This is a genomic window from Cetobacterium sp. 2A, assembly GCF_014250685.1.
In the GTDB taxonomy this organism is placed as follows: Bacteria; Fusobacteriota; Fusobacteriia; order Fusobacteriales; family Fusobacteriaceae; genus Cetobacterium.
In genome coordinates, this window is record NZ_JACFAJ010000004.1 from 23,766 (window position 1) to 45,289 (window position 21,524).

Consider the following 21,524-nt stretch of genomic DNA (forward strand, 5'->3'; position numbering starts at 1 on the left):
AAATTTATATAATCTTGAAGTTCATTCAATGTCATTTCTTCAAGTCTTGAATAATCTATTCTCATACTCATTCCCATCGGGTTATTTAGAACAATAGAGAGCTCTGTACAGAGCTCTCTAAATGTATTGCAGGCCTCTTCTAACGTAAGGCCTATTCTTCCCCCAAGAAAGCTGCTACATGATTTTTAAGTCTTGTATAGTCTTGTACTGGAAGTTCTAAAAATTCGCTATAATTTATTCCAGTCATTAGTTCTGCCATCATTAAGTAAAAGAAATCATCCATCTCTGCCATGAATTTAGCTTTTTTCTTTCTCTCTCTTTCATACTTCGATTTAACTAGAAGAATCTGTTTTCCTGTTAGTTCAGTGTTAAATTCTATAAAGTAGCTTCCCTTAAATTCGTTTTTTAATTTTAAGCTTGAGTAATCTACTTCTTCATCTGTTCCTAAAGTGTCAACATCTATTTTTTTACTATTAGTATTAATAGCTCCTTTTACCCTCTCTGTTTCTTTTAGTATTTCTTCTGCTGTTAATTTTTCTTTCATAATCTTATCCTCCTAAAGCTGCTTTAATTCCGTCATAAATATCTCTACCATCTATCACAAGTGTATTGTTAATTTGATCTATTTCGTGAATAACTTCATCATTTATTTCAAGCTTGTAGTAATCCAAATTTAGCTCCATTTCAGGTTCTAATTTCCCGGCCTTACTTATTTCTCCCATTTTAAAACTTTTTACACTTCCTTTTACTGTTGCAACAATAGTAAGATAACTTAAATCATCTCCATCTACTTGCACCGCTGCTGCTAAAACTAAAGTAACTTTATTTTTTTTCAAAATTGATATAGCTTCTTTATCTACACCACGTATTTTTAAACTCATACTTAATGATTCAATACTATTTTTTAAAATCTCTTTTCTGGATCCTGTTCCTAAACCTGTTATTTCTTCTTCTTTATAACTTATTTCAGGCAAGTTATAACTCGCTAAACCTACTGTTTGGCTGCCGTTTACTTTAACTAGTGCATCGGCTATTAAACTTGGAATTATTCCCATTTTCTATCCTCCTAATTTTTGTACATTTCTACAGCAAATTCTGAAGTATTCTTTACATTAAATAGCAAGTCTTCCCCAATAGGTACATCCCCAAAAGCAACTGCCCACACAAACTTTCCATTCGCTACATTCTGTTCTGGATTATCCTCTTGTCTAAATGCAACTCTTGCTCCTGATATTTTTTCTTCTGATTTGAGTGCTGATAACCATTGGTTGATGTCATCTCTTATTGCTGACGCTTTCATCTTGGACATTGTTTTATCGACCTCATTTTGGTTATTAAGAGCTATCGTATTACAGATAAATTGAATCATTCTTTTAGCATGAATCCATATGTCTTTTTTTTCTGTTGTTCCCCCTGGCTGAAAAGCTGAAGTTCTGTTTCCCCAAAACATAAATCCTCCAGGAGTTTGAATTGCTGTAACTATCCCGTTTTCATTTAAGAGCTCTGCTTGTCTTTCATCTAATCCCATTTCTTCATATGAATCTGTATCCTCATTTTTGTAAACTACTTTTGATACTTTTGCTTGTTTATTTGATGGAGAGTCGCATGGAACTCCACCATTTTCTGCATTACCTCTTAGTAATTCACAAGCAACTAATGTTGAAAGATGTAATCTTTTATCTCCAAGAACTCCTTTTCCATAGCACAATATTTGTTCGGGATCTATTGCGTTATTATCTTTTTTCCACTTTATGGCATCACCATATTTTACATTTTCTGGAATATCGGTAATTATAATACTTTTCCACTTTCCACCATTTACAGATTGAAATTTAGTATTCATGATAGTTCTAAGTTCATTATCGTGCGTGTATCCTGGAGCTATCCCCGCTCCTGGAATTACACTATACTTAGTAAAAATATCATCAACTAATTCCAAACCTTCTTTTTTAAGAGCTTTAATGTCTATTTGCCCTATTATATCTTCGGGAGTAACTAATTTCGGATTTAGTCTTTTTACACTTCCATCTATTAATGTTATTTCTAAATCCTCAAAATAAATTTCTAGATATCCATTAGAATCAAAAGAAGTTTGATAGTTTAATACATCTATAGATTCTTCAGTTCCACCTTTTTTTAATATAAGTTCACTTGGAATTATTCCAACCTTTTCTATTTTAGCCATACCATTTTTTACTATAATTCCCGTTAACACTTCTACTTCACTGTGTTTTTTAGGATTTAATACATTTATACAAATCACTGGAGCTACTCCAAATAATTGAAATGCAGAATATAAAACTTCAGATATATTAAAGCCTTCTACCTTATTTACTCCACCAAAGTATTTTGTAGCTTCAGACACATTTTGAATTAGAGTTGGTTGATTAACACAACTCATATCTCCCATATTGATTGGAGCAGCTCCAAATACCACTATTGGTGTTTTAGCAGATAAATAGACTTTTTCCCCACTTTCAATCTCATTAGTTCTCAATCCATGTCTAAATTCCATTTAGTACCTCCTGGAAGGTTTTTTCTATTTTTTTAGAATAAAAAGCTAAATTCGATTTGAACTTTGGAAATTCTTTTGTATTAATAAATAAATCTTTAGCTTTTGTATTTATTTTTTCAATTTCTTTCAAGTCAGAAAATGATATAACCATATTCTTCTTTAGAAAAATATTTTTTAGTTGTAGGTCCTCTCCTAAATAAATATATTTTTCACTCATTAAAAATCCATCTCCTCTAATATTTTTGATTTAACTGCAGGAATATCAGCTTCAAAAGTTATTGTATAACCCCAAAAGTCTTCTCCACATACTTCTGGATTAAAATCACCTACTATAGTTGCAGGATTGATTGCAAATTTCCCAGGAACAATACTATTTTTTTCTATTATTTCTATAACTTTTTCGACTATGTCAAAAAGATTTTCCTGCGCTTTGTCATCATTTTCTTCTTCTAATCCAATTATTATTTCAAAAATTCTTTTCTTAAATACCCCATCTTTCAATTCTTTCCGCGGTCTTATTAGTAAAAATGGATAATAACCACTTTCATTTTTTCCTTTTTCTTCTATTGCATTTTCTTTTGGTAAAAACATCCTAAAATACTTCAATCTTAGAATGTCTAAATTTTCTTTTAAATGTTCTAAAATATTATTTTGAATGGTTATTGTTTTAGACATTCTCTAACTCCTTTTGAAATAACTTTTCTAAAGTTTCATTAAAAACTTTATTTGCACCACTCATTACTTCTTCTGATACCTCTATAGTGGTTACCATCTGAAATAAAGATGGTGATTTTACTCTTGTTATATGTTTTCTGTTTGAGAGTCTCATATATAAACCTAATTTACTTGTATTTTCTTTGTGGAAAGCCCAGAACATAGTTTTCATTTCTGTTTCTCCATTTTTCTTTTTAACTCTTGCTAAAAGTTTACTTTTACTCTTTCCTGGTGTCATCAAAGATACGTAAAAATCACTAATGTCCCTTCTTTTTACACTAGCTAACAATTGACTTTCCCCATTTTTTGTTACTATTTTTATCCCTGGATTAATCAAACCTTCATAAATATCATATTCTTCTTTCACTTCTTTATTTGTTGCTTTTTTTATATATGTTGTTGTTTTAGCTAAAGCTTTATTTAGTAACCTATTAATTATTCCTGATTTGTTATTAAAAAATATCTTTAACTGCTCGCTTAAATCTTTATCTATTTCAACATACATCATTTTTCTTTTCTCCTTAGAGTGAACTCTTTCATATAACCATTGTCTCTAATTTTACTTACAAGGTATTTAATATCGTTTACATATATTTCCGCTCCCTGTTTAAAGTTATATTCTTTAAAAGGCTCTGAATCTATTATAAGGATTGTTTCTTCTATTTTCTGTTCATTGATGGGAGCGACTCTTGGATGTTTCCAAGAGTCACTTATTGTTGATAATACCCCTACTAATTCCATCTCTTCCATCGGTGGGAACTGTACTTTTAAAATTTGAGCAAATTCATCTTTATTTAAAAATACATTAACTACATCTTGCTTAAATTGATCCTTCAGTGTTTTCTTCATTTTCATCAACTTTCGACTTACTTTGATCTAAATAGTTCTTTACTTCATGTTCTAACTCTAGACCTTTTTCATTAAATTTATCTACAGCTTCCTCTATGACTTCACCTTTTTTTGCTTTGGTTAAAATAATCCCAAATCTATCTTTACTAAAATCTTTTAACTCCTTTACTGTTAAAGGAAATTCAATTTCTTTAACTTCATTTTGTTCTTCTGTTTTATCTTCAACTTTCGAGAGTGTTGTTATGATTTTCTCCATACAATCATCTCTAAAAAATCTTTCTTCTATTTCTAAAATCTCACTTGGTTTATATTCGTTATTATTATAATAAACCGTACAATTAGTTACTCTAACTTTTATTGTTGTTTTCATCTTTCCCCTCTCTTTTAAATTTTATATAGCTTCAAAATATACCCACGACCCTGGAGTTTCTGGTCTTATAAATGGTGATGATAATAACTCAACTTTATCAATATCATCTTTTTCTACTTTTCTAATTAGTTCATCAACTACAAAAGTTTGTGCATCTTGTCCTTGTTTTAGTCTTGCTGTTATCAAGGCGTAATCACACACGAATGATTTTTTCTTTATGTAGATTCCTCCATTACTAGGAATCAGTTCTGTTGTTATACCTTTTAAATCATCTACAAAATCTGTAAATGTATATACTGTTGTATTTATTTCTGGAATATATCCTAAATATGCCACTCCCTCTTGAACTTCCCTTGGAGCCATAGAAATCATTACTCCCTGATTTAATTTTAACAACTCTCTTATTTCAGGGTTCTCTTGGAATGCTGCTCCAACTTCAGCTGAAAGAATTAAAGTATCAGGAACAACCCCCATTTCTTTTTGAATTTTTTTTCTTTGTTCTTTTAAAAAATTAATTGGAGATGATTTAAGATCTGTCCATAAAGAATGTCCTGATAAAATTACTTTTTTAAACTCTCCAAAGTCTATCGCCTCATCTCCTTCATTAGCTGGTAATACCCCAGTTGTCAATAATTGTGACAATAGATACTGTTTTGTTCTAATTGCTATAGTTTTTAATTCCTCAACATCTTCCATCATAATTTTTACAAGATTTCTCATTGGATCTCCATAAATTGTCTCCCCATATTGTTGCTGAGTTAATAAATCTATATCTATCATTTTGTAAGGTTTTAACATTTTGGGTGCATAAGTTCTTTTTTGAAAAGCTTCCCTTTTTATAAAAGTTCCATTCTCTCTTCTTCCAACGAGTGGAACTATAGTTCTATTTCCAACTTTGCTATGAATTTCTAATTCAACTGCCCTATGTGCTTTTTCTTTAGAAATTAACATGTTCCAAAGAAATAAAACTGGTAATTTAACTTTTTCCTTCGCTTTCATTAATGATGTTGTGCTATATATTGTTCCTTTTGGCATATTTATTCTCTCCTTATCTTACGAATATTGTTTTTTCTCTTAATTTTTCTTTAAAATCTGCTAATGATTTGCCTTCTGGATATACTAAATCTCCATTGTTAAAACATCCTGTTAAATATACAACAGCTTTAATCTCAGCTGTTTCATTTGAATAATCTTCACTTAAAATACTATGAGGTGATCCATCCCCCGATAATTTCTCCAACTTGCCCGTTACTTCTTCTAACTGTAAAATAGTTCCTTGTTCATAATCTCCCTGCTTTAAAATATAACTTTCTTTAATAAAAGGAAAACTTGTATCTATTTTTAAATTTCTTCCACCTATCTTTTCGACTTTTCCCATTATTTCATTCCTCCAATCTCATCTATATAATTTAAAACTGTTTCTTGACTTTGAGCACTTGTCTTCACAACTTCTGTTCCTTCAATTCCATTCAGATCTTTAGCATCGTTTACTCTTGTTGCAAAAGGATCTAACTTTTCATCTTCAGCTTTCGGAGTTTCAGTAGAAATAATTCCTCCATTCTGTATTAAGCTAAAAGCTAGCTTTTCAGCTGTATCAAAAGTTTCGTACTTAGCTTTATTTAATAATTCTTGACCTGCTTTGTTAATTTTGTCTTTGAATCCATCTAAAGCTTTAATTCTTTCTCTTTCACAATTTCTTCCTGATTCCAAAATCTGGTTATACAACTCAGGGTGATTATCCTGCAATTCTTTCAAAGTCATATTTTTCTCCTCCGACATTTCTGTTTTATTCTCTATAACAATTGGATTTTTAAATTTATTTTCATATTTAGAATATGTCAAATCCCAATCTTCCATATAATTTTTAAATGTTGTTGCATGTGTAATCTCTGTTATAAAACCAGCCGCTAAAGCTCTATCAGCTTTATAGTAAGTTGCTTTATCCATTGCTACTATTAATTCTTCTTTTGTTATTTTGCATTTTGTCATATAAGCATTTAAAATAGAATCTCTAATCCCATCTAATACCTCTGCATCATGCCTTAATTCATTAGCTTCTCCCATTGCGACTGTCCATGGATTATGAATCATAAATTGAGATGCATTATTCATATATATCTCATCTCCAGCCATTGCAATCACTGTCGCTATCGAAGCACACATTCCATCAATATATACTTTTACTTTTGCTTTATGGTCCTTTAAATAACTATATAATCCTATTCCTGCAAATACTGATCCTCCAGGTGAATCTATCCTCAAAGTTATTTCTTCAACGTCATCATACTCTGACAATTCTTCTCTTATTTTATTTGTATCTACTTTGCTCCACCAAGAATTTCCTATTTCTCCCAGAATGAGGATCTCCGCTTTATTCCCCTTTTTTTTGACCGCTCGCCACCAGGACATTTCCTTCTCCTCCTCTAAACTCTTTTTTCAATTTTTCTAGTTCTCCTTCCAGTTTTATTTCTCTTTTTCTCTGCTTATATGTTTTTTCATAATCAGTTCCTGTTAGTATTTTGCTTTCCCTTGCTAATGTAGATAATCCACTTCTTACTTTTTCCACACTTGCTTTTACTTCTTTTAATGGATCTATTTGACCCGCACTATTTCCAAACCACTCACTACTCTGATATGCTCTTCTCATTAGTAAATTTTCTCTATATCCTGGAAGTTCTATTATTTTTTTATCTACTATGTAATCAAGAAATTCAGCATAAATAGGCTTACAGAATTCTGTTATATGCCACTCTCTATGAAGCATATAGGTCCTCCAAGCTTCATTTAATGAGGCTCTAGAAGCTGAATAACTAGAATTAAAAGAACTCATTAAAACCTCATAAGGAATTTCTATACAGGCTCCTATATTTTTGGCTACTGAAGAAATAAAAACTTCTAAAGAAGCACACTGTCTATTTGGATTTGCAAACTCTAACTTCTGACCGGGTGGCAAGGCCCATATGTTCCCTGCTCCTAGTTTTATCTCTTTTCCATCTTCTTTAACAATCTTTTCTAAGCTTGATTTTGTTGCCATATGTTGGCTTCCACCTTCGCTAGTTATAAATCCTGTAAATATTGTTGAAACTGCTATATTTTTTAGTTCAGCCCTTCTTACTTTAGTTATTTGATGCAATTCTTCAAAAACTGGAGCTAGAATCGGGACTCCTCTTTTTTGACCTGGGCGCTCTTTTTCCATAAGCATTAATATGTTTCTTCTTCCTGTTTCACTTCCAAATTTAGAAATTCTTACAAAATCAAATGAACTATAGCTTTTTTTAAAGTGATAAGCTACCGGTACTCCTTGCTCGTCACTCTCTATCCCGTTGACTATCTTTTTAAGGGTCCCTGTCGGGGATGAACATAAAGCTGAATCTAATATCCTTATCTTTAGATCAAATACTTCTCCAGGTCCTCTTCTAAAAGGTAATGCTACAAAACACTCTCCATCTCTCAGTTTTGTTAACATTGAAAGAGATTGAAGTTGATAAAAATTACATTGCCCTTCAAAATCACATTCAGTAGTTTCGGCCCAATATTCCCACAAAGACTCCAACTTATCTTCTAATTTTTCAGCTTCTTCTTCTGAGATTCCAAGAATATCAGCATCTATTGTTGATTTTAATTTCAATCCTGTTCCAACAACATTTGTCCTAAACTTTTTAAGAGCTGAGATAGCTAAAGCATTTCCCATAGCTAGTTGTCTTGACCTTCCCATGAGTACATCTTTATTATCTTCGATATCCTCTTCTGTAGAATTTAAGGTATGTATTAAATCAGATAATGCAGTACTTACAAGACTGGCTCCTGATTCTGCATAATTTACAGGATCCATTTTATTAGTCCTATTTCTTTTTTTATTTCTTCTCATTTTAGCTCCTTACCTTAAGCCGATTGGATAAATTCCTATCCCACATAATTCTTTGTCTGATAACTCAATACATTTCTCTTCCCAGTATTTTAATCCCGCTCTAATTTTATTTAAATCTGCTCTTGTTAATTTTTCTCCAGTTGAAAGTTCATATTCCTGTCCCAGGAGCACAGATTCTTCTGCGGCCAAATACCCTCTGTATCTAACTCTTGCTTCTTCTAACGTTAAACCAGTTGCACTCATATGTCTATTTCCCCTTTGTATATTTCAACTTCTTGTTCTTTTGATAGTATTGGATTTAAGTTTATTGATACAATTTTCAATCTTCTATTTATTTCATCTATGTCTATTCCAACCGATAATAGAGCTCCTAGTATATAAGCCCTTATATCCAAAGATTCGTTTCTTGGTCTTATTTTTTCCCAAACAACATTTCCATTTTTATTTATTTTTTTTATTTCTGCAGTCAAAGATTTAAAATACTCTATATCATACCCATGTTTTGGATTAAGACTAAAATGACAATAACCTTCGCCAGGATTGTTTAACAATAATCTTGCATATACTGTACTTTTTAAATTATTTACTCCTAAAGATATTAAATTGACTCTTCCACAGTTAGTAATTTTACTTCCGTTAAATCCTGGTCTACTTCCACCTATTCCTTTTATTCCATAAACTGCATCTCCTTGTCTTGGAAATATGAAGTTATAAGCCTCATCTGTATAATGACCTCCGGTGTCTATTACCGTTACTTCCACACTCAAAGTTCTTCCTGTTTTACTATTTACAAATTTTTTATTTATATAATCATCTAACTTTTCCCATGTTGAAGTTTCACTCACATTCCCTACCACTCTATGTGTTCCTAGTCCCCAACTTTCCATTTTTTCACCATAACCTACATATTCAAGTTGGAACCAAGTATCTTGAGTATCTATTGCTAATACTATAACTGCTACCTCATCTGGTAATTCATCATATTCTTCCCTTCTATTAAACAACCCTTCATAGCCTACAGTCTGTTTTACTTCCTCATCCCACGTTTCAGCTAATACGGTATTATAAAAAGCTTTTAATTCTTGTAAATCATTTCTTTTCTTTAGGTATTCCTCTACAATATTTCTCCATGACATCCAAGGGCTTGCTAAGGACGATAACTTATATCCATACGTTTTTATATCTGAATCTTTATGTATCCATTTTCCTTCTGATTGTTCATTAGCTTTCCATTCATCTTCTTTGTTTTCTATTTCACATATTGGACAAATCATTGTTGGTTCCCCTTTTCCATCTTCTGAGAACCTCATTCTTTCCCATGAAAAAGTTACGTATTCTCCGCATTCTGGACAAGGAATATACCATTCTCCTTGTGTTGATTCCAGATAGTGTTTTTCTATAGCTGAATGATTTTTTATGGTTGGGGTTCCTGATAAAAATAACCTTGCATCTTCTTTAAATGTGGTTAATCTTTTTTGTATTAATGTTATCGGATCTCCTTCTTTAGTACTTAGAAATCTATCAATTTCATCACACAAAGCTATACAAATAGGTTTACTTGCTAATTTATGAGCTGCTCCAGTTCCTCTAAATGATAAAAATCCTCCCGGGAAAGGTTTATATTTAATTGTAGTGCCAGATACTTCTCCCATGATTTCTTTTAAAACTGGTGTATCTCTTAACATAGGAGCTACTCTTTCTTTTGAATATTCTTCTGCAGCTGTCTCTGTTGGAAATACTATCAAAGTTGGACATTGGTACATATGTATTATCCAACCTATTATATTATTCATTGTTTCAGATTTACCAAGTTGTGAGGCTAACATCAAAACTACTCCTTTAACCTCTTCTTGTGAAAATTTTTCTAAAACTTCCTTCATGTATGGAGTTCTTTTTATCCCAAATTTTCCAGGTTCAGCAGATCCTTCGTTAGATAAATATCTAAATTCTTCCCCCCAATTCAAAGGATTCATCCTTGATATTCCAATTAAACCTTTAAGAAAGTTCGATAAAATAATATCTTTACTTTTTGTTAAATTTTTTAAAGAGTTTTTATTGAGTGTTTGCTTCTTCTTCTTTTTTATATATTTCAATAACTTTCTCTCCTATTTCTTCAGATAATTTATTTAAATTTACTAATGTACCATCTAAAATTTCTTGAATATTTTTTTTCCATTTTGTATGAGGTTGGTTCTTTAAATTTACTGTAATTGTGGTTGCTGTTCTTAGTAATTCTTGCTTGAATGTAGTCGAAAGGTCTCTTAATATGCTCCCATAAAGATCCACTGGAATATACTTCCTCTCTTCAATATCTAAAAGTAATAGTTCTCTTTCTTTTCTAACTTCTTCTCTTTCTCTTTTTACTCTTAAAATTTTGTTGTATTCGTTTGATTCTTGATTGTACTTTTCTAAATTCATTAGTAAATCAAAGGTCCCATCGATTTCTGCTAATAATATTTTTTTAGTTTTATAGTTTTGGATTGTTTTTTCTGTTACTCCCAAAATTCTTGAAAAAGTTTCTACATCTACAAAAATTTGCTTTTTCTTTAGAGAATATTTTTCTTCTATTGCATCTTCAGCTATTGCTAAATAGTCATATTCTTTTTCTTTTATTTTAAAATTCTTAAATTTATTCCTAATAGATCTAGGACTTAATCCTGTCATTTCTGCTAGATTATCCTCACCAATATAATACTTTGATTTCATACTCTCACCCCGAATTCTATTCCCCTGGCAAATGGAAGGAACCGAAAAAAATAAATAAAATTTTGAAAGCGTCGCGACTCGTTTCGACCCTCAAGCTGGGGATGTCCCCTCCACAGTACCTTTTTTCTTTTGTTTGACTTTTTGGTACAAACGTAATATACTCGTACCAACTCCTCTGTTGGAAACTTGATATATATTGTTATTGAATTAAGCTTGAAGCCCCCCCGGCCTCGCGTTTTATTAAATACCCTTAGGGAATTATTAGCTCAACCTTTTTCTTTATTGAATATTAACGATGGAATTTATCACCTTAGGCATTTTTCTTTTCGTTTTTATTAATCTTTAGAACAGGTTGATGTGTTTCATTCCAATAGAGGAGTCTTTATTTTGTTATAAACTTGACTTTTTGTTGTAAAAATTATATAACATGAATTGTGATTCCTTACTGTATGGAATATATAAACTATTGTAAATGAAAGCCACCTCTACTACTGAGGTGGTTTTTATTTTTTATCCTTGATACTTATTAGGATCGTCTACTTGTGGGGGTTTCTTCGCTGGTTCTTTCTTCATCTAGTTTTCCTCCTCGGAATTATCTCTACCCTTTCATTTCCTTCTTCATCTGTACTTTGTTGTTTAATGTTTAATGACTTAGGATCATATCCAAGGATAGACATTTTCATCTTTAGTGCCGCTAGCTCTACTCCAAAAGCATTTGTTTTCTTTATAGTTCTGGTAATATCTTTTCCATCTGTTGTTGTAAATCTTGTTGTAAGCATATCCTCTGTCTTATATTCTTCTGCTTTTAGCTGCACTTTATCTATCGCTTTAATTACTGCCTCTACCCCATGTTTCTCATCCGTTAAAAAATCTTTTCTTATCTCTTCCAGGGTTCTTGCTACATTTGGTTGTTTTTCTATATCTACTGCTTTTGTATTCTCACTATATCCTGCGTGTTCTTTAGCTTCTTCTTTTCCAAATCCAGACAGTCTAGCCTTTATGTATCTTAACTCTAATCCTGTCAAGCCCTCTAAATTGAGTCTTTTTGAGTCTTTTTTTTGAGTCTTTTTGGGAAGTTCTTTTTTAAACTCTATATAATTCTCGTAATATCTAGTTATCCACGTTTTAACCGTTGTTGTAGGAGTCTCTAGTTGCTCTCCTATAGCCTTATATTTATTCAACTTGGTTTTACCAACTTTATTTAAAAACATCTCCTCATAAAGAATTAACGCTTTTATTTGATTATTTGTTAAGTTCTCTATGTTACTCATTTAATCACCTATAAATTCTGCAATCTCTTGATAATTTATTTCCAATCCATCTCTTATTAGTTTAATATCTGTTTTACCTAGCCTCATATATCTCTTAACTATTACATCAACATACCTTGGATCATATTCCATCATTCTTGCTTTTCTTTGTAATTGTTCCGCTGTTATTAACGTACTTCCACTTCCTCCAAATAAATCTCCCACTATCCACCCTTTTTTTGAACTATTTGCCATTAATCTTGCTAATAGCTTAATTGGCTTCATTGTTGGATGAACATCATTTATTATTTGTTTCTCCTCTCTCACTACCGTACTTGATTCTTCCAAGTGTTTATTTATAGAATAAATATGTTCTATCAATTCAGTTTTAGACATTTTCTTATAATTTATATTTTCTTCCAAAACAGTATCCTGGGTATAATCTTTTATAAAGAAGTGTGTGGCTCCTGGTTTCCATCCATAAAGGATTGGTTCATGTCTCCAGTTATAATCTTGTCTGGATAGGTTGAAAGCGTTTTTTGCCCAAATCAGGTTCTGTGATAGCTTGAATCCTGACTCTTTTAAAGCTCTCCTAAATGATACTGTTTCCATATCTGCATAAAATATATAAAATGCAGCTCCATCTTTCATAAAATTAAAAGAATTCTTATAAAACTCCACTAAAAACTCATAAAATTTTTCTGAGGATAATTTATCATTTTGAATCTTTAAACCATTACTAGCTTCATAGTTGACATTGTATGGAGGATCTGTTAGCAACAAATCTATTTTTTCATCTCCTAATAATCTTTTTACATCTTCTTGATTTGTTGAATCTCCACATAGCAGCTTATGTTCACCTAAAATATATAAGTCTGCTTTTCTCGAAAAGAACACTTCTTCAACTTCAGGGATTGAAATTTCCTCTATTTCGTCAATCGAATCACCATACTTCTCTAAAGTTTCTTTAAGAGCATCTATATCAAACCCACTTATATTTACTAATTCTCCCAACCCTTCAAGTTCTTTCAATAACTTTTCATCGTCCCATTCACCTAATTGAATCGCTCTAGTTTCAACTATTCTTAACAATCTCACTTGTTCTAAAGATAATTTTTCCATTCTTTGAACTTCAACTATTTCTTTTCCTAGTTCTTTTAAAGCCAGGTATTTAGCTTCTCCCAGAATTATCTCATTATTTTCGTTAACTATTATTGGTGTTGTCCTATCCGTTTCCAATATTAATTTTTTATAAATCTCTATTTGCTCTGGATTATTTATAATTGGACTTTCAGGACTAATCTTAAGAGCTTGTATATTTATTTTTTCCATCTCGTCTCCTTGTTTAAACTTCGTCTATTTTCGTCTCTGATTTAAAGTTATTCAATTTCACTTTTAGGACTCTTTAGCCTCACACTTATTACGCGCGAGCAAATTACATATAACCCCTTGATTCTATTGAAGGTTGTTAAACTTCACCCCCCTCAAAAGTGTCACTTTTATGATACTTTTAGACGTTAAGAAATTAGAATTCTTTCCTTTCTACTTTGTTTGATTTTCAAAGTTATTCCAAACAAATTTTTAAGAAAAATCTCTAATCTCTCTACATTTTTAATATTATTTCTTTTGGGGCTATTTGATAATCCTAGCAATGTTAATTTACGTTTTGATGCAGCTTGACATCTTTTCGATGTTGACTCCGCTTTATTCTTTATTACTTCTTTGTGCAGAATGCAATTAAATGTATCAGCATCAAAAATCCACTCATTATTCTCTGTTACAAATAATTCCATATTTTTAGGTGTTATTCTTTCTAGGCTTCTCAACCTTTTTATCAACTCTTTTTCATCATTTTTGAATTGATCTATTACTGATTGTTTTATGGATATTTCTAATTTTTTACTAATCCCGATTCTTAAGCGTTCAAGAGTAATTTCCTCTACGTTTGTAGTTGCCAACATTGTCTTCAATACCGTTGCTGTTACAGTCAGCTCAGTTTTTAACTCTCCACCTAAAACTTTAGAATCTGTATTATTCTTATTGTTTTCTATTGTCTTGTTGTATACTTTCAAATTTAGTCCCTTAGAAAGTTTAAAACTAAATCCTGTTAAATAAAATCTATCCAACGCTCTGGAATAATCTCCATAGAGACATTTTGAATCAGTTTTAAACCCTCCGTTACATAAAGCTTTAAATATGAAGTAGATTGCATTGTTAAAATCCGAAAATATCTTAACTCGAAGCTGCTCTGCCACTTCAATTTCTAAATAATCCAATATTACAGTTTCTGCTTCCGTTTCAAGTAAATCCGCAAGAAGAAGCTTTATATCAAAATCAACCTTCTTCTTATATAATTGATTAGTTACAAGATGAAAATTTGTTTTTTCAAAATATTTAGGGTAATTTATTTCTACCTCTAAGTAGCAACGATCACTTATTTTATCTCCAAGTTTTTTTACAACTTTGACCCAATTTATATATCTAAAAATTGGATTAGAGTTCTCTCTTCCAATATATATTTTTTCTATATTGTTGGCATGGATATCATCTTTTAAGTTAAATTTCTTTAAGATATTTACTTTTAATCTATCTGCATCCATTCTAACTACTCCAGTTTTCATTACTACTCTATCTAACCCAATCATTCATCCATATCCACCTCCCTATATATAAATAAAAGTCCTGAATAGTATCTCTACCATCCAGGACTTCTTGAGTCTCAAAGTTTTATATTCATTTTTTTTCCACATAAGCATTCAAGTATGTTTTGTCCTTCTTTTCCAAGTTTAACTATCCCTTTCGGTTTAGTTATCACAAGTTCTCCTTTTTCATTGAATTTTCCAAGAAGCTTCAAACATTTTTCACATCTCAATTCCTTTTCCATCTTCATTATTCTCCTATTCTCGTTCGATAAAATTTGTAGATTTTGAGTTATTAAAGTAATATATAAATATTCTAAAACAAATAAATCCACCGAGGTGACTAATATGCGCAATTATTTAATTATTTTTTTACTACTCATTATCTATGTACTTGTTAAATATAATGATATTCATATCCTGAATTCATTCGAAGAATTTTTTCATTCTTTAAATTCAATTTTTTTAGAAACTGTAAAATCTATTTCTAGAAAACTTGGAATATAAACTCACTTAACAATCACTTTCCATAAATTTTCTATATTAATCTGTCTAAAAAGTACTGGATATGGTACTTTTTTTTCATTACAATAAGTTTGAAGTTGCTTCATACTTATCTTCATATTATTATCTCTTAGTCTTTTCAATTCTTCTATTATCTCTTCCAATAATAAATTTCTAACAATTCCAATCACCATCCTTCTAAAGTTAGGGGTGGTGCTACAATTAAGTAGCACTATGGGGATACGAAATATTAGACTCGAACTAACATGTATAAAAAAATATACACCTTCCTAGTTTCGCATATGACCCTCATGTGAGGGAACGTCTCGAAATTAGTATAAGCTACAATTTTCTTAATTTTTTTTTGGATTTCTCCAACAAAGACTACCAATTGCATGTTCTTCTTCTGAAAAGGAGACATTGATAATCTTTGTAAGAGATCTAATCTCTCTAGTATTGTGTATGCACTCCCAAAAAGATATAATGTGATTGCCAAACAACAAACTCATTTGATTGGGAGGTTGTTACTATGTATGATATATACACTTTTACTGCATGGTTGAAAGAAGATGAACCTTTATATACAGAAGTTATCTATAAAGGAACTAAATTTGTAGCTGGTGCCCATTTAATCAGCGTGCCTCAAGAAATCTACGAACAGTTCTTCATCCAAATTGGAACCTTAGAAAAAATTGAATTTCCATATCAAATAAGAAAAACTGAATTTAAAATTCATAACAATATTTTTTCTGCAACTTTTGAATTCAGATACTCAGAAGAGAAAAATAAATTTTTCTGTAATGCTAGTCTATATTGTGATTCTAATTTATCCTATGACTAGGTAGAACCCCAGTTGTTGTTTGGCATTTAAATATTTCTATTAAATATTAATTTCACACAATTTTCAGTAAAATATTATTTATTTAATACTTTTATTTATTTTTTGCTATTTTTTAACTTGCTTTTCTCAAATTAGTGAGGTATAGTCATATCGTCTTATTAAGACTCGATAGCCGGGGGGTTATTATATAATTTTATATTAATTTTTTTTCGTAAAAAAACTTATAACTAAAAACCATCGGATTATTAATGCTGACGGTTATTGTTATTACTGTAAGAGCATCCAATGAAGAGGGGAACTAAAGTTCTCCTCTTTTGATTTTAAATAAACAACCAGACAACTTTTCCCAACGGCTCCACAGAGGATAGTAGAGCTGTTACCCCTCAATATTTCAACCTTAACTTTTAAAAAGGTTTTTTCATCAAATTTATTGATAATATTTAAATAATTCTCATAATTTAGCTTCTAAGCCTTTTTTATCCATAAACGGATTTTATATATACTCCCAAAAATTTATAATTAAATTACCCGACAAGGAATAAAAAATAAAATTTTGGAGGTCATATGAACATGGTTGATATTTTACAACCGTTCCTTAGCATGGTCACTCCTATTATTGGAGACAAAGCTGTGACAAAAGTTGTTGAACTTTTTTTAGCTAACAACGAATTAATCGTCAATATTCCTACTTGGAACTTAAAAAATAATTTTTTTATTTTGAAACTCGAACTACAAACCGATAGAGCTCCTATGATAATTAATGAAATTTTTATTGAGTCACCAGACTCTATAATTTTTTACGCTTCTCAAAGGACTTTTTCACAACCACCCAAAGCATTTGGGATGAATGATTATCTTTTTGTTGATGCATCCTCTGAAAATAATTATCTATCTTCTTTCACTGATTATTTCGGTAGGGTTATTAACTTAAACTTTGATTTTACCAATAAATTTTCAATTGTTTTTAAAGATATTCCTGAAAATACAAATTTTGAAAATTGGAAGATTCATTTTAAAGTTAATAACAAAGTAAAAACTTACGGTTTGAAAGAACTTATTGCTGAAACACCAACTATTCTTTCTTATTTAAGACAAAGAGGTAATGATATTGAAGCTATGTTAAAAAATCGTGAGTTGATGTTTGGATCAGCGTTTAAATAATAATTTTCTCTTCGAGAACCTGTATGTACACAGGTTCTTTTTTCATCATTTTAACAATAAAAAACTTGTACTATTTTGATAAATTCTGGCAACGAGTACTTCAGGCAAAGCCAAGCTACATAATTAGCTAATGCTCCCGTAAATAACCGTGATATCATATCTTTAATAGCTTCCTTAACGCTAACGTCTTTATATCTATCTGGTGCATTTTTACCCAGAATCTCCCGACTTATATAACCCGTTCCACTACATAATAAGTAAAATGAAACCCAGCTCACAATTTGACCTCCTATCCAACAGTCACTCTAGCTTCTATTCCGCTAGAAAAATATTATTTGTAATCTATTTTAAATCTTTAAAAAAATTTCCTAAATTTTTTTTGATAAATTGATAAGCTTTTAACTAAGAGACTTTTTCTTAAATTGTCTCTTTAAGCTTGTTCTTTATTTGTTTTAACGTTATAATATATTGGGCTAGATTTTTAAGGAGGAATTATTATCGAAACTAATCAAGAAATACTAAACAAATGTATCGAAAATTTTATAAAAAAATTTGAATGTTATCCAATAATTGAGCACACTATTGAAAACAATATTATCAAAGCTACAATTTCTTTGACAAAAGAACTTCCTTTATCTTCAGGATTTGCTCATTTACAAGCTTTTGCAGATGTTAACATATATGCTTGTGAGGCAACTATAAACGCATTTAAAAACTACGATTCTAAATTTTAAAAACATAAACTAGATTTTATAGAATCTAGCCCTTTTATATATCGGTTCTTTTTTCTAAAGTTATTCTTTCCCAGTTATAATTTTTCATAAATTCTATCACCAATTCTGTTTCATTTTTTAATTGTAATTCTCTTATTTTCAATGTAAATTTTTCTAAATCGTTTAAAAATTTATTCATTTACAACACCTCCATGCTAAATAATTATAATTTACTCTAATTCTTTAAATAGAACTCCAACTGCACAGCTTTTCTCAACGGTTCCACAGAAGATAGTAGAGCTATTACCCCTCAATATTTCAACCTTAACTTTTAAAAAGGTTTTTTCATAAGTTCATTCAAACCTTCTAATAAATACTGTATCTTCCCTGATCCTATTGCCATCCTTAATCCATCTGTAAATTCCATTATTATATAATATATTTTATCTATCTTTTCTAACTTTCCATCCGCTAAAACTATTGCGGATGCTCCTACAAGAAATTATAATTAAATTACCCGACAAGGAATAAAACTATAACTTTCAAGGAGATATTAAATGCCTAAAAAATATTATAATGCTAACGATGCTATATATGTAGATGGGATAAATAAAATTATTCATTTAAAAGATAGGAATGGAGAAAATTGTGTCCTCCCACCTCTTAAACCTTCTGTTGTTTTTAGTAGCTATGTCGATCTACTAAACTATTACTTAGGAACAGACCATATTTTATGTCCTCATTGCTTTGCAAATTTAACTTTCGATAACTTTAAAAAAGTTCATGGTTTTAATTTTGATAACTGCAAGTCTCGAAGTTACAATAATCAAGAAAATAGGTTGAAAATACTAAATAAACAAAGCTAAATTATTGTAGAGCTGGAAATGCTTTTTAAAAGTATTTCTGCTCTAATTTCTCTTCCTCTTAGATAATAATCCCATCTGTCCATTTCAAAATATTCTCCTCCATGTAAAATTTCAAGCGGAAATATTTCTAATATATTGTTTCTTTTCTTTTTTATTTTTTCTATAATTTTTTCTAATTTTTTAATTTTACTTTTTCTATCTTCAATTATTTTTTTGTCTGCAAGTTCCTTTCTAATGCAAGGACTGTAAATTTCTTTTCCTATTGGATCATATTTAGGAAACACCTCTAGAGTGGCATTAAATTCTTTCACCACTATTAAATATTCTGTTTCACTAAAAATATAACTTCTTCCATTAGGAGCCGTTATTTCTTTCCTAGGGCAATAATAAATCTCACTTCTCACTTAATCACCTCCCAAAAACCCACCATTTTGAGTTAGCCATTCCCTTGCTTCCCTATTTTAATAATTCCCATGGTTCAACCTCTAAGGCTCTAGCTATTTCCGATATAGTTTTTAAAGTTATTGTTGAATCATAATTTTTTAATCTTCTAAATTTATTAGACAAAACAGATTGATTAATTTCTAATTTATCACTCAGTTCTTTTTGTTTAATTCCTTTACTTTTCATAAATAAATTTATATTTTTATATATAATTGAATTTATATTTACATTCAAAAAAATCCCCTCCATAAAAAATATTTCTTTAAAGATAATATATTTACTATAAAGATATAATTAATAGTGAGTTTTGTCAATATAAAAATATTAAATTTTTATTCCAAGCATATAAAATCCTTTATTTTATATATCTTTTATCTCTTTTAAAATTTTTTTCAATTTTAAATTTTCTTGTTCTAATTTAAAAAAATACTCCATAGTTTCTCTATGACCTCTATCATAACTCCAAGCTTTCCATATGTCTTTTTCCTCTTCTTTAGTAAGTACTAAGACATCAATAATCGCTTGAATAGTCTCTTCACTTCCTATTTTTTTACCTGTTTTTATTCCACTAAAAAACCCTTGTGTTATCCCAACTTTTGAGCATATCTCAGTTTGAGTTATCTTTTTTCCTACCAAAACTTTTTCTATAGCTAAACCTATTTTTGTCATATCCTATTCTCCTTTTCTTTTAAGAAATTTTTAAAAATTATAACACTCCACATTCCTTTATTTTATAAGGGTTTATAGGAATAATCAATATAAAAATATTTCTTCAAAGAAATTTTTGTTGACTTTATTTCTATAAAGAAATATAATTGCGTATAAACCCAATTAAATAAAGGTTTTATGTTTAAAAATAAAAATATAATAATTTCTTTTTAGAAATAATTATAAAATATAGGAGGTCTTAAAATGTTTAACTACAACAAATTAAATATCGTGTATATTAACTCTACATAAAATTGATGAATTCATTACTTTTGAAACGGAGAATTTAACTTAATTGAAAGATTGAGAGTAGCTTTATGATTACTTGGCGAAAAAGGACATTTAAAATGAATTTTACAAAAAATGAAAAATGGGCAGCTCGGAACTGCCCATTTAACCTGAAACCTGTAGTTATTATAATTATTATAGTCATAATAACAAAATAAAAAATAATACTTATATATTACTATAGGTTTCTCCAAAACACAAGGAGGAATTTAAATGAAATTAGAACAATTTTTAAAAGACTGTAAAACTATTGAGAAAAAGCTTGGGACACTTAATATTTCAATTAAGGAGTTTCTAGCAATGGTAGTTGATAAATAATGAAAATAATCGCTAAAGAAATATATATACTAAAATTTTTGGGACAAAATATTATAGCTTCCATTTCTGAAGAATTAGCTTTAAAAGAGCTGGAAGAAAGAAAAAGCGAGACATGTTGTGATTCAAATTATTCTATTGAAGTTTGTCACTTACAATTTCCAAATACAGTAACAAACTTGAACTTTGATTTTAAAAAGCTAGGATTCAACGAATAATGAATATTATAATAGCTGATTTAATTTACGGGGCCATAGTGTTTTTTACAATAGTTTCTGTATCCAAAAAATAGAAAAATGGGTAGCTAAAACTACCCATTCTTACAATTTTACAACACCCTATTTCAACACATTTATAAACAAGCTTGTCCCTAGTATACTATATATTATTTTGATTTACAATCCAGAAATGAACTTCGAGAAACAAAATGTCCAAAAAATAGAAAGTGAGTAGCTAGGACTACCCACTTCACAATAACTTAAAAAATCCATATTTTGAGATATGTTTATCAAAAGAAACTCATGTTTAATATACCATACACCTTATTTATCTTCAATCCGAAACTAAACAAAAAGAGAGCCTCCTCGGTTAAAAAGTGTATTTTATGAAAGGGGTGGTAAATCCCTAACATAAAAGAAGTCACCTTATATTAAAAGATGACTTCTTTTATATAAACACACTTTTAACCGAGTTTTGTTAATCGCTCCGACTTACCAGGTCATCACTGCTTTTAACACCATTATTATAAATTTTTTAATTTATATTGTCAAATT

Annotated in this window: 28 protein-coding genes; 4 read left to right on the forward strand and 24 right to left on the reverse strand. The window is 30.0% G+C overall.

Annotated features, from left to right (window positions below; all coding sequences use genetic code 11):
- Positions 1 to 151: 151 nt before the first annotated feature.
- From H3N56_RS02475 to H3N56_RS02570, 20 genes are all read right to left on the reverse strand, one after another.
- Complete coding sequence (locus H3N56_RS02475; RefSeq protein ID WP_185879737.1) at positions 152 to 544, reverse strand: hypothetical protein; 393 nt, start codon at positions 542 to 544, stop codon at positions 152 to 154.
- Positions 545 to 548: 4 nt separating this feature from the next.
- Positions 549 to 1,055: a phage major tail tube protein gene (locus H3N56_RS02480; RefSeq protein WP_185879738.1), complete on the reverse strand. Its 507-nt coding sequence runs from the start codon at positions 1,053 to 1,055 to the stop codon at positions 549 to 551.
- An 11-nt stretch (positions 1,056 to 1,066) separates the two neighbouring features.
- Positions 1,067 to 2,515, reverse strand: a complete 1,449-nt coding sequence (locus tag H3N56_RS02485; RefSeq protein ID WP_185879739.1) for a phage tail protein — start codon at positions 2,513 to 2,515, stop codon at positions 1,067 to 1,069.
- The gene (locus H3N56_RS02490; RefSeq protein WP_185879740.1) at positions 2,505 to 2,732 is read right to left on the reverse strand and encodes a hypothetical protein; all 228 of its coding nucleotides are present in this window, start codon (positions 2,730 to 2,732) and stop codon (positions 2,505 to 2,507) included. Before H3N56_RS02490 ends, H3N56_RS02485 begins: the two co-directional genes overlap by 11 nt.
- Positions 2,732 to 3,190, reverse strand: coding sequence for a hypothetical protein (locus H3N56_RS02495; protein WP_185879741.1), 459 nt, complete (start codon positions 3,188 to 3,190; stop codon positions 2,732 to 2,734). The genes H3N56_RS02490 and H3N56_RS02495 overlap by 1 nt, the downstream gene beginning before the upstream one ends.
- Positions 3,183 to 3,737, reverse strand: coding sequence for a hypothetical protein (locus H3N56_RS02500; RefSeq protein WP_185879742.1), 555 nt, complete (start codon positions 3,735 to 3,737; stop codon positions 3,183 to 3,185). The genes H3N56_RS02495 and H3N56_RS02500 overlap by 8 nt, the downstream gene beginning before the upstream one ends.
- Positions 3,734 to 4,078, reverse strand: a complete 345-nt coding sequence (locus H3N56_RS02505) for a hypothetical protein (protein WP_185879743.1) — start codon at positions 4,076 to 4,078, stop codon at positions 3,734 to 3,736. Before H3N56_RS02505 ends, H3N56_RS02500 begins: the two co-directional genes overlap by 4 nt.
- The gene (locus H3N56_RS02510) at positions 4,050 to 4,448 is read right to left on the reverse strand and encodes a hypothetical protein (RefSeq protein WP_185879744.1); all 399 of its coding nucleotides are present in this window, start codon (positions 4,446 to 4,448) and stop codon (positions 4,050 to 4,052) included. The genes H3N56_RS02505 and H3N56_RS02510 overlap by 29 nt, the downstream gene beginning before the upstream one ends.
- A gap of 21 nt (positions 4,449 to 4,469) precedes the next feature.
- Positions 4,470 to 5,483 (reverse strand): major capsid protein, encoded by a 1,014-nt coding sequence (locus H3N56_RS02515; protein ID WP_185879745.1) that lies wholly within the window; start codon positions 5,481 to 5,483, stop codon positions 4,470 to 4,472.
- Positions 5,484 to 5,496: 13 nt separating this feature from the next.
- Positions 5,497 to 5,826 carry a hypothetical protein gene (locus tag H3N56_RS02520; protein WP_185879746.1) on the reverse strand — a complete coding sequence of 110 codons (330 nt, stop codon included), beginning with the start codon at positions 5,824 to 5,826 and terminating at the stop codon, positions 5,497 to 5,499.
- Complete coding sequence (locus H3N56_RS02525) at positions 5,826 to 6,857, reverse strand: head maturation protease, ClpP-related (RefSeq protein WP_185879747.1); 1,032 nt, start codon at positions 6,855 to 6,857, stop codon at positions 5,826 to 5,828. Before H3N56_RS02525 ends, H3N56_RS02520 begins: the two co-directional genes overlap by 1 nt.
- Positions 6,820 to 8,316: a phage portal protein gene (locus tag H3N56_RS02530; protein WP_185879748.1), complete on the reverse strand. Its 1,497-nt coding sequence runs from the start codon at positions 8,314 to 8,316 to the stop codon at positions 6,820 to 6,822. The genes H3N56_RS02525 and H3N56_RS02530 overlap by 38 nt, the downstream gene beginning before the upstream one ends.
- A 9-nt stretch (positions 8,317 to 8,325) precedes the next feature.
- The gene (locus tag H3N56_RS02535; protein ID WP_185879749.1) at positions 8,326 to 8,559 is read right to left on the reverse strand and encodes a hypothetical protein; all 234 of its coding nucleotides are present in this window, start codon (positions 8,557 to 8,559) and stop codon (positions 8,326 to 8,328) included.
- Positions 8,556 to 10,409 carry a phage terminase large subunit family protein gene (locus tag H3N56_RS02540; RefSeq protein ID WP_185879750.1) on the reverse strand — a complete coding sequence of 618 codons (1,854 nt, stop codon included), beginning with the start codon at positions 10,407 to 10,409 and terminating at the stop codon, positions 8,556 to 8,558. Before H3N56_RS02540 ends, H3N56_RS02535 begins: the two co-directional genes overlap by 4 nt.
- A complete protein-coding gene (locus H3N56_RS02545) occupies positions 10,369 to 11,022 on the reverse strand; it encodes a hypothetical protein (protein WP_185879751.1) in 654 nt (217 codons plus the stop codon). The genes H3N56_RS02540 and H3N56_RS02545 overlap by 41 nt, the downstream gene beginning before the upstream one ends.
- A 569-nt stretch (positions 11,023 to 11,591) precedes the next feature.
- Positions 11,592 to 12,293 (reverse strand): hypothetical protein, encoded by a 702-nt coding sequence (locus tag H3N56_RS02550; RefSeq protein ID WP_185879752.1) that lies wholly within the window; start codon positions 12,291 to 12,293, stop codon positions 11,592 to 11,594.
- Complete coding sequence (locus H3N56_RS02555) at positions 12,294 to 13,604, reverse strand: DNA modification methylase (RefSeq protein ID WP_185879753.1); 1,311 nt, start codon at positions 13,602 to 13,604, stop codon at positions 12,294 to 12,296.
- A 185-nt stretch (positions 13,605 to 13,789) separates the two neighbouring features.
- A complete protein-coding gene (locus H3N56_RS02560) occupies positions 13,790 to 14,917 on the reverse strand; it encodes a hypothetical protein (protein ID WP_185879754.1) in 1,128 nt (375 codons plus the stop codon).
- 74 nt (positions 14,918 to 14,991) lie between these two features.
- Complete coding sequence (locus tag H3N56_RS02565; RefSeq protein ID WP_185879755.1) at positions 14,992 to 15,156, reverse strand: hypothetical protein; 165 nt, start codon at positions 15,154 to 15,156, stop codon at positions 14,992 to 14,994.
- 264 nt (positions 15,157 to 15,420) lie between these two features.
- Positions 15,421 to 15,609 (reverse strand): hypothetical protein, encoded by a 189-nt coding sequence (locus H3N56_RS02570; protein WP_185879756.1) that lies wholly within the window; start codon positions 15,607 to 15,609, stop codon positions 15,421 to 15,423.
- 335 nt (positions 15,610 to 15,944) lie between these two features.
- On the opposite strand from H3N56_RS02570, the gene H3N56_RS02575 reads away from it, so the two are divergent.
- Together H3N56_RS02575 and H3N56_RS02580 are read left to right on the forward strand one after the other, a co-directional pair.
- The gene (locus H3N56_RS02575; protein ID WP_185879757.1) at positions 15,945 to 16,256 is read left to right on the forward strand and encodes a hypothetical protein; all 312 of its coding nucleotides are present in this window, start codon (positions 15,945 to 15,947) and stop codon (positions 16,254 to 16,256) included.
- Between the two features lie 564 nt (positions 16,257 to 16,820).
- Positions 16,821 to 17,417 carry a hypothetical protein gene (locus H3N56_RS02580; protein ID WP_185879758.1) on the forward strand — a complete coding sequence of 199 codons (597 nt, stop codon included), beginning with the start codon at positions 16,821 to 16,823 and terminating at the stop codon, positions 17,415 to 17,417.
- 768 nt (positions 17,418 to 18,185) lie between these two features.
- Here H3N56_RS02580 and H3N56_RS02585 read toward each other — a convergent pair.
- Positions 18,186 to 18,329 (reverse strand): hypothetical protein, encoded by a 144-nt coding sequence (locus H3N56_RS02585; RefSeq protein WP_185879759.1) that lies wholly within the window; start codon positions 18,327 to 18,329, stop codon positions 18,186 to 18,188.
- 358 nt (positions 18,330 to 18,687) lie between these two features.
- On the opposite strand from H3N56_RS02585, the gene H3N56_RS02590 reads away from it, so the two are divergent.
- Positions 18,688 to 18,996 carry a hypothetical protein gene (locus H3N56_RS02590; RefSeq protein WP_185879760.1) on the forward strand — a complete coding sequence of 103 codons (309 nt, stop codon included), beginning with the start codon at positions 18,688 to 18,690 and terminating at the stop codon, positions 18,994 to 18,996.
- Here H3N56_RS02590 and H3N56_RS02595 read toward each other — a convergent pair.
- From H3N56_RS02595 to H3N56_RS02605, 3 genes are all read right to left on the reverse strand, one after another.
- Entirely contained in the window at positions 18,993 to 19,400 is a 408-nt protein-coding gene (locus H3N56_RS02595; protein ID WP_185879761.1) for a hypothetical protein, read from the reverse strand. The genes H3N56_RS02590 and H3N56_RS02595 overlap by 4 nt on opposite strands.
- A gap of 52 nt (positions 19,401 to 19,452) precedes the next feature.
- On the reverse strand, positions 19,453 to 19,674 hold the full coding sequence (locus H3N56_RS02600) for a helix-turn-helix domain-containing protein (protein ID WP_185879762.1): 222 nt from the start codon (positions 19,672 to 19,674) through the stop codon (positions 19,453 to 19,455).
- A 126-nt stretch (positions 19,675 to 19,800) separates the two neighbouring features.
- The gene (locus tag H3N56_RS02605) at positions 19,801 to 20,109 is read right to left on the reverse strand and encodes a helix-turn-helix transcriptional regulator (protein WP_185879763.1); all 309 of its coding nucleotides are present in this window, start codon (positions 20,107 to 20,109) and stop codon (positions 19,801 to 19,803) included.
- A gap of 644 nt (positions 20,110 to 20,753) precedes the next feature.
- Here H3N56_RS02605 and H3N56_RS02610 point away from each other — a divergent pair.
- Positions 20,754 to 20,969: a hypothetical protein gene (locus H3N56_RS02610; protein WP_185879764.1), complete on the forward strand. Its 216-nt coding sequence runs from the start codon at positions 20,754 to 20,756 to the stop codon at positions 20,967 to 20,969.
- The last annotated feature ends 555 nt before the right edge of the window (positions 20,970 to 21,524 follow it).

Excerpts from the sequence above, each read along its gene's own strand:
- H3N56_RS02525 (WP_185879747.1), bottom strand. The coding sequence starts at position 6,857 with ATGTCCTGGTGGCGAGCGGTCAAAAAAAAGGGGAATAAAGCGGAGATC.
- H3N56_RS02590 (WP_185879760.1), top strand. The coding sequence starts at position 18,688 with ATGCCTAAAAAATATTATAATGCTAACGATGCTATATATGTAGATGGG.
- H3N56_RS02480 (WP_185879738.1), bottom strand. The coding sequence starts at position 1,055 with ATGGGAATAATTCCAAGTTTAATAGCCGATGCACTAGTTAAAGTAAAC.
- H3N56_RS02555 (WP_185879753.1), bottom strand. The coding sequence starts at position 13,604 with ATGGAAAAAATAAATATACAAGCTCTTAAGATTAGTCCTGAAAGTCCA.
- H3N56_RS02570 (WP_185879756.1), bottom strand. The coding sequence starts at position 15,609 with ATGGTGATTGGAATTGTTAGAAATTTATTATTGGAAGAGATAATAGAA.
- H3N56_RS02560 (WP_185879754.1), bottom strand. The coding sequence starts at position 14,917 with ATGATTGGGTTAGATAGAGTAGTAATGAAAACTGGAGTAGTTAGAATG.
- H3N56_RS02565 (WP_185879755.1), bottom strand. The coding sequence starts at position 15,156 with ATGGAAAAGGAATTGAGATGTGAAAAATGTTTGAAGCTTCTTGGAAAA.
- H3N56_RS02550 (WP_185879752.1), bottom strand. The coding sequence starts at position 12,293 with ATGAGTAACATAGAGAACTTAACAAATAATCAAATAAAAGCGTTAATT.
- H3N56_RS02575 (WP_185879757.1), top strand. The coding sequence starts at position 15,945 with ATGTATGATATATACACTTTTACTGCATGGTTGAAAGAAGATGAACCT.
- H3N56_RS02510 (WP_185879744.1), bottom strand. The coding sequence starts at position 4,448 with ATGAAAACAACAATAAAAGTTAGAGTAACTAATTGTACGGTTTATTAT.
- H3N56_RS02490 (WP_185879740.1), bottom strand. The coding sequence starts at position 2,732 with ATGAGTGAAAAATATATTTATTTAGGAGAGGACCTACAACTAAAAAAT.
- H3N56_RS02580 (WP_185879758.1), top strand. The coding sequence starts at position 16,821 with ATGAACATGGTTGATATTTTACAACCGTTCCTTAGCATGGTCACTCCT.
- H3N56_RS02585 (WP_185879759.1), bottom strand. The coding sequence starts at position 18,329 with ATGAATAAATTTTTAAACGATTTAGAAAAATTTACATTGAAAATAAGA.
- H3N56_RS02515 (WP_185879745.1), bottom strand. The coding sequence starts at position 5,483 with ATGCCAAAAGGAACAATATATAGCACAACATCATTAATGAAAGCGAAG.
- H3N56_RS02500 (WP_185879742.1), bottom strand. The coding sequence starts at position 3,737 with ATGATGTATGTTGAAATAGATAAAGATTTAAGCGAGCAGTTAAAGATA.
- H3N56_RS02505 (WP_185879743.1), bottom strand. The coding sequence starts at position 4,078 with ATGAAGAAAACACTGAAGGATCAATTTAAGCAAGATGTAGTTAATGTA.
- H3N56_RS02475 (WP_185879737.1), bottom strand. The coding sequence starts at position 544 with ATGAAAGAAAAATTAACAGCAGAAGAAATACTAAAAGAAACAGAGAGG.
- H3N56_RS02530 (WP_185879748.1), bottom strand. The coding sequence starts at position 8,316 with ATGAGAAGAAATAAAAAAAGAAATAGGACTAATAAAATGGATCCTGTA.
- H3N56_RS02535 (WP_185879749.1), bottom strand. The coding sequence starts at position 8,559 with ATGAGTGCAACTGGTTTAACGTTAGAAGAAGCAAGAGTTAGATACAGA.
- H3N56_RS02485 (WP_185879739.1), bottom strand. The coding sequence starts at position 2,515 with ATGGAATTTAGACATGGATTGAGAACTAATGAGATTGAAAGTGGGGAA.
- H3N56_RS02495 (WP_185879741.1), bottom strand. The coding sequence starts at position 3,190 with ATGTCTAAAACAATAACCATTCAAAATAATATTTTAGAACATTTAAAA.
- H3N56_RS02520 (WP_185879746.1), bottom strand. The coding sequence starts at position 5,826 with ATGGGAAAAGTCGAAAAGATAGGTGGAAGAAATTTAAAAATAGATACA.
- H3N56_RS02545 (WP_185879751.1), bottom strand. The coding sequence starts at position 11,022 with ATGAAATCAAAGTATTATATTGGTGAGGATAATCTAGCAGAAATGACA.
- H3N56_RS02610 (WP_185879764.1), top strand. The coding sequence starts at position 20,754 with ATGAAAATAATCGCTAAAGAAATATATATACTAAAATTTTTGGGACAA.
- H3N56_RS02605 (WP_185879763.1), bottom strand. The coding sequence starts at position 20,109 with ATGACAAAAATAGGTTTAGCTATAGAAAAAGTTTTGGTAGGAAAAAAG.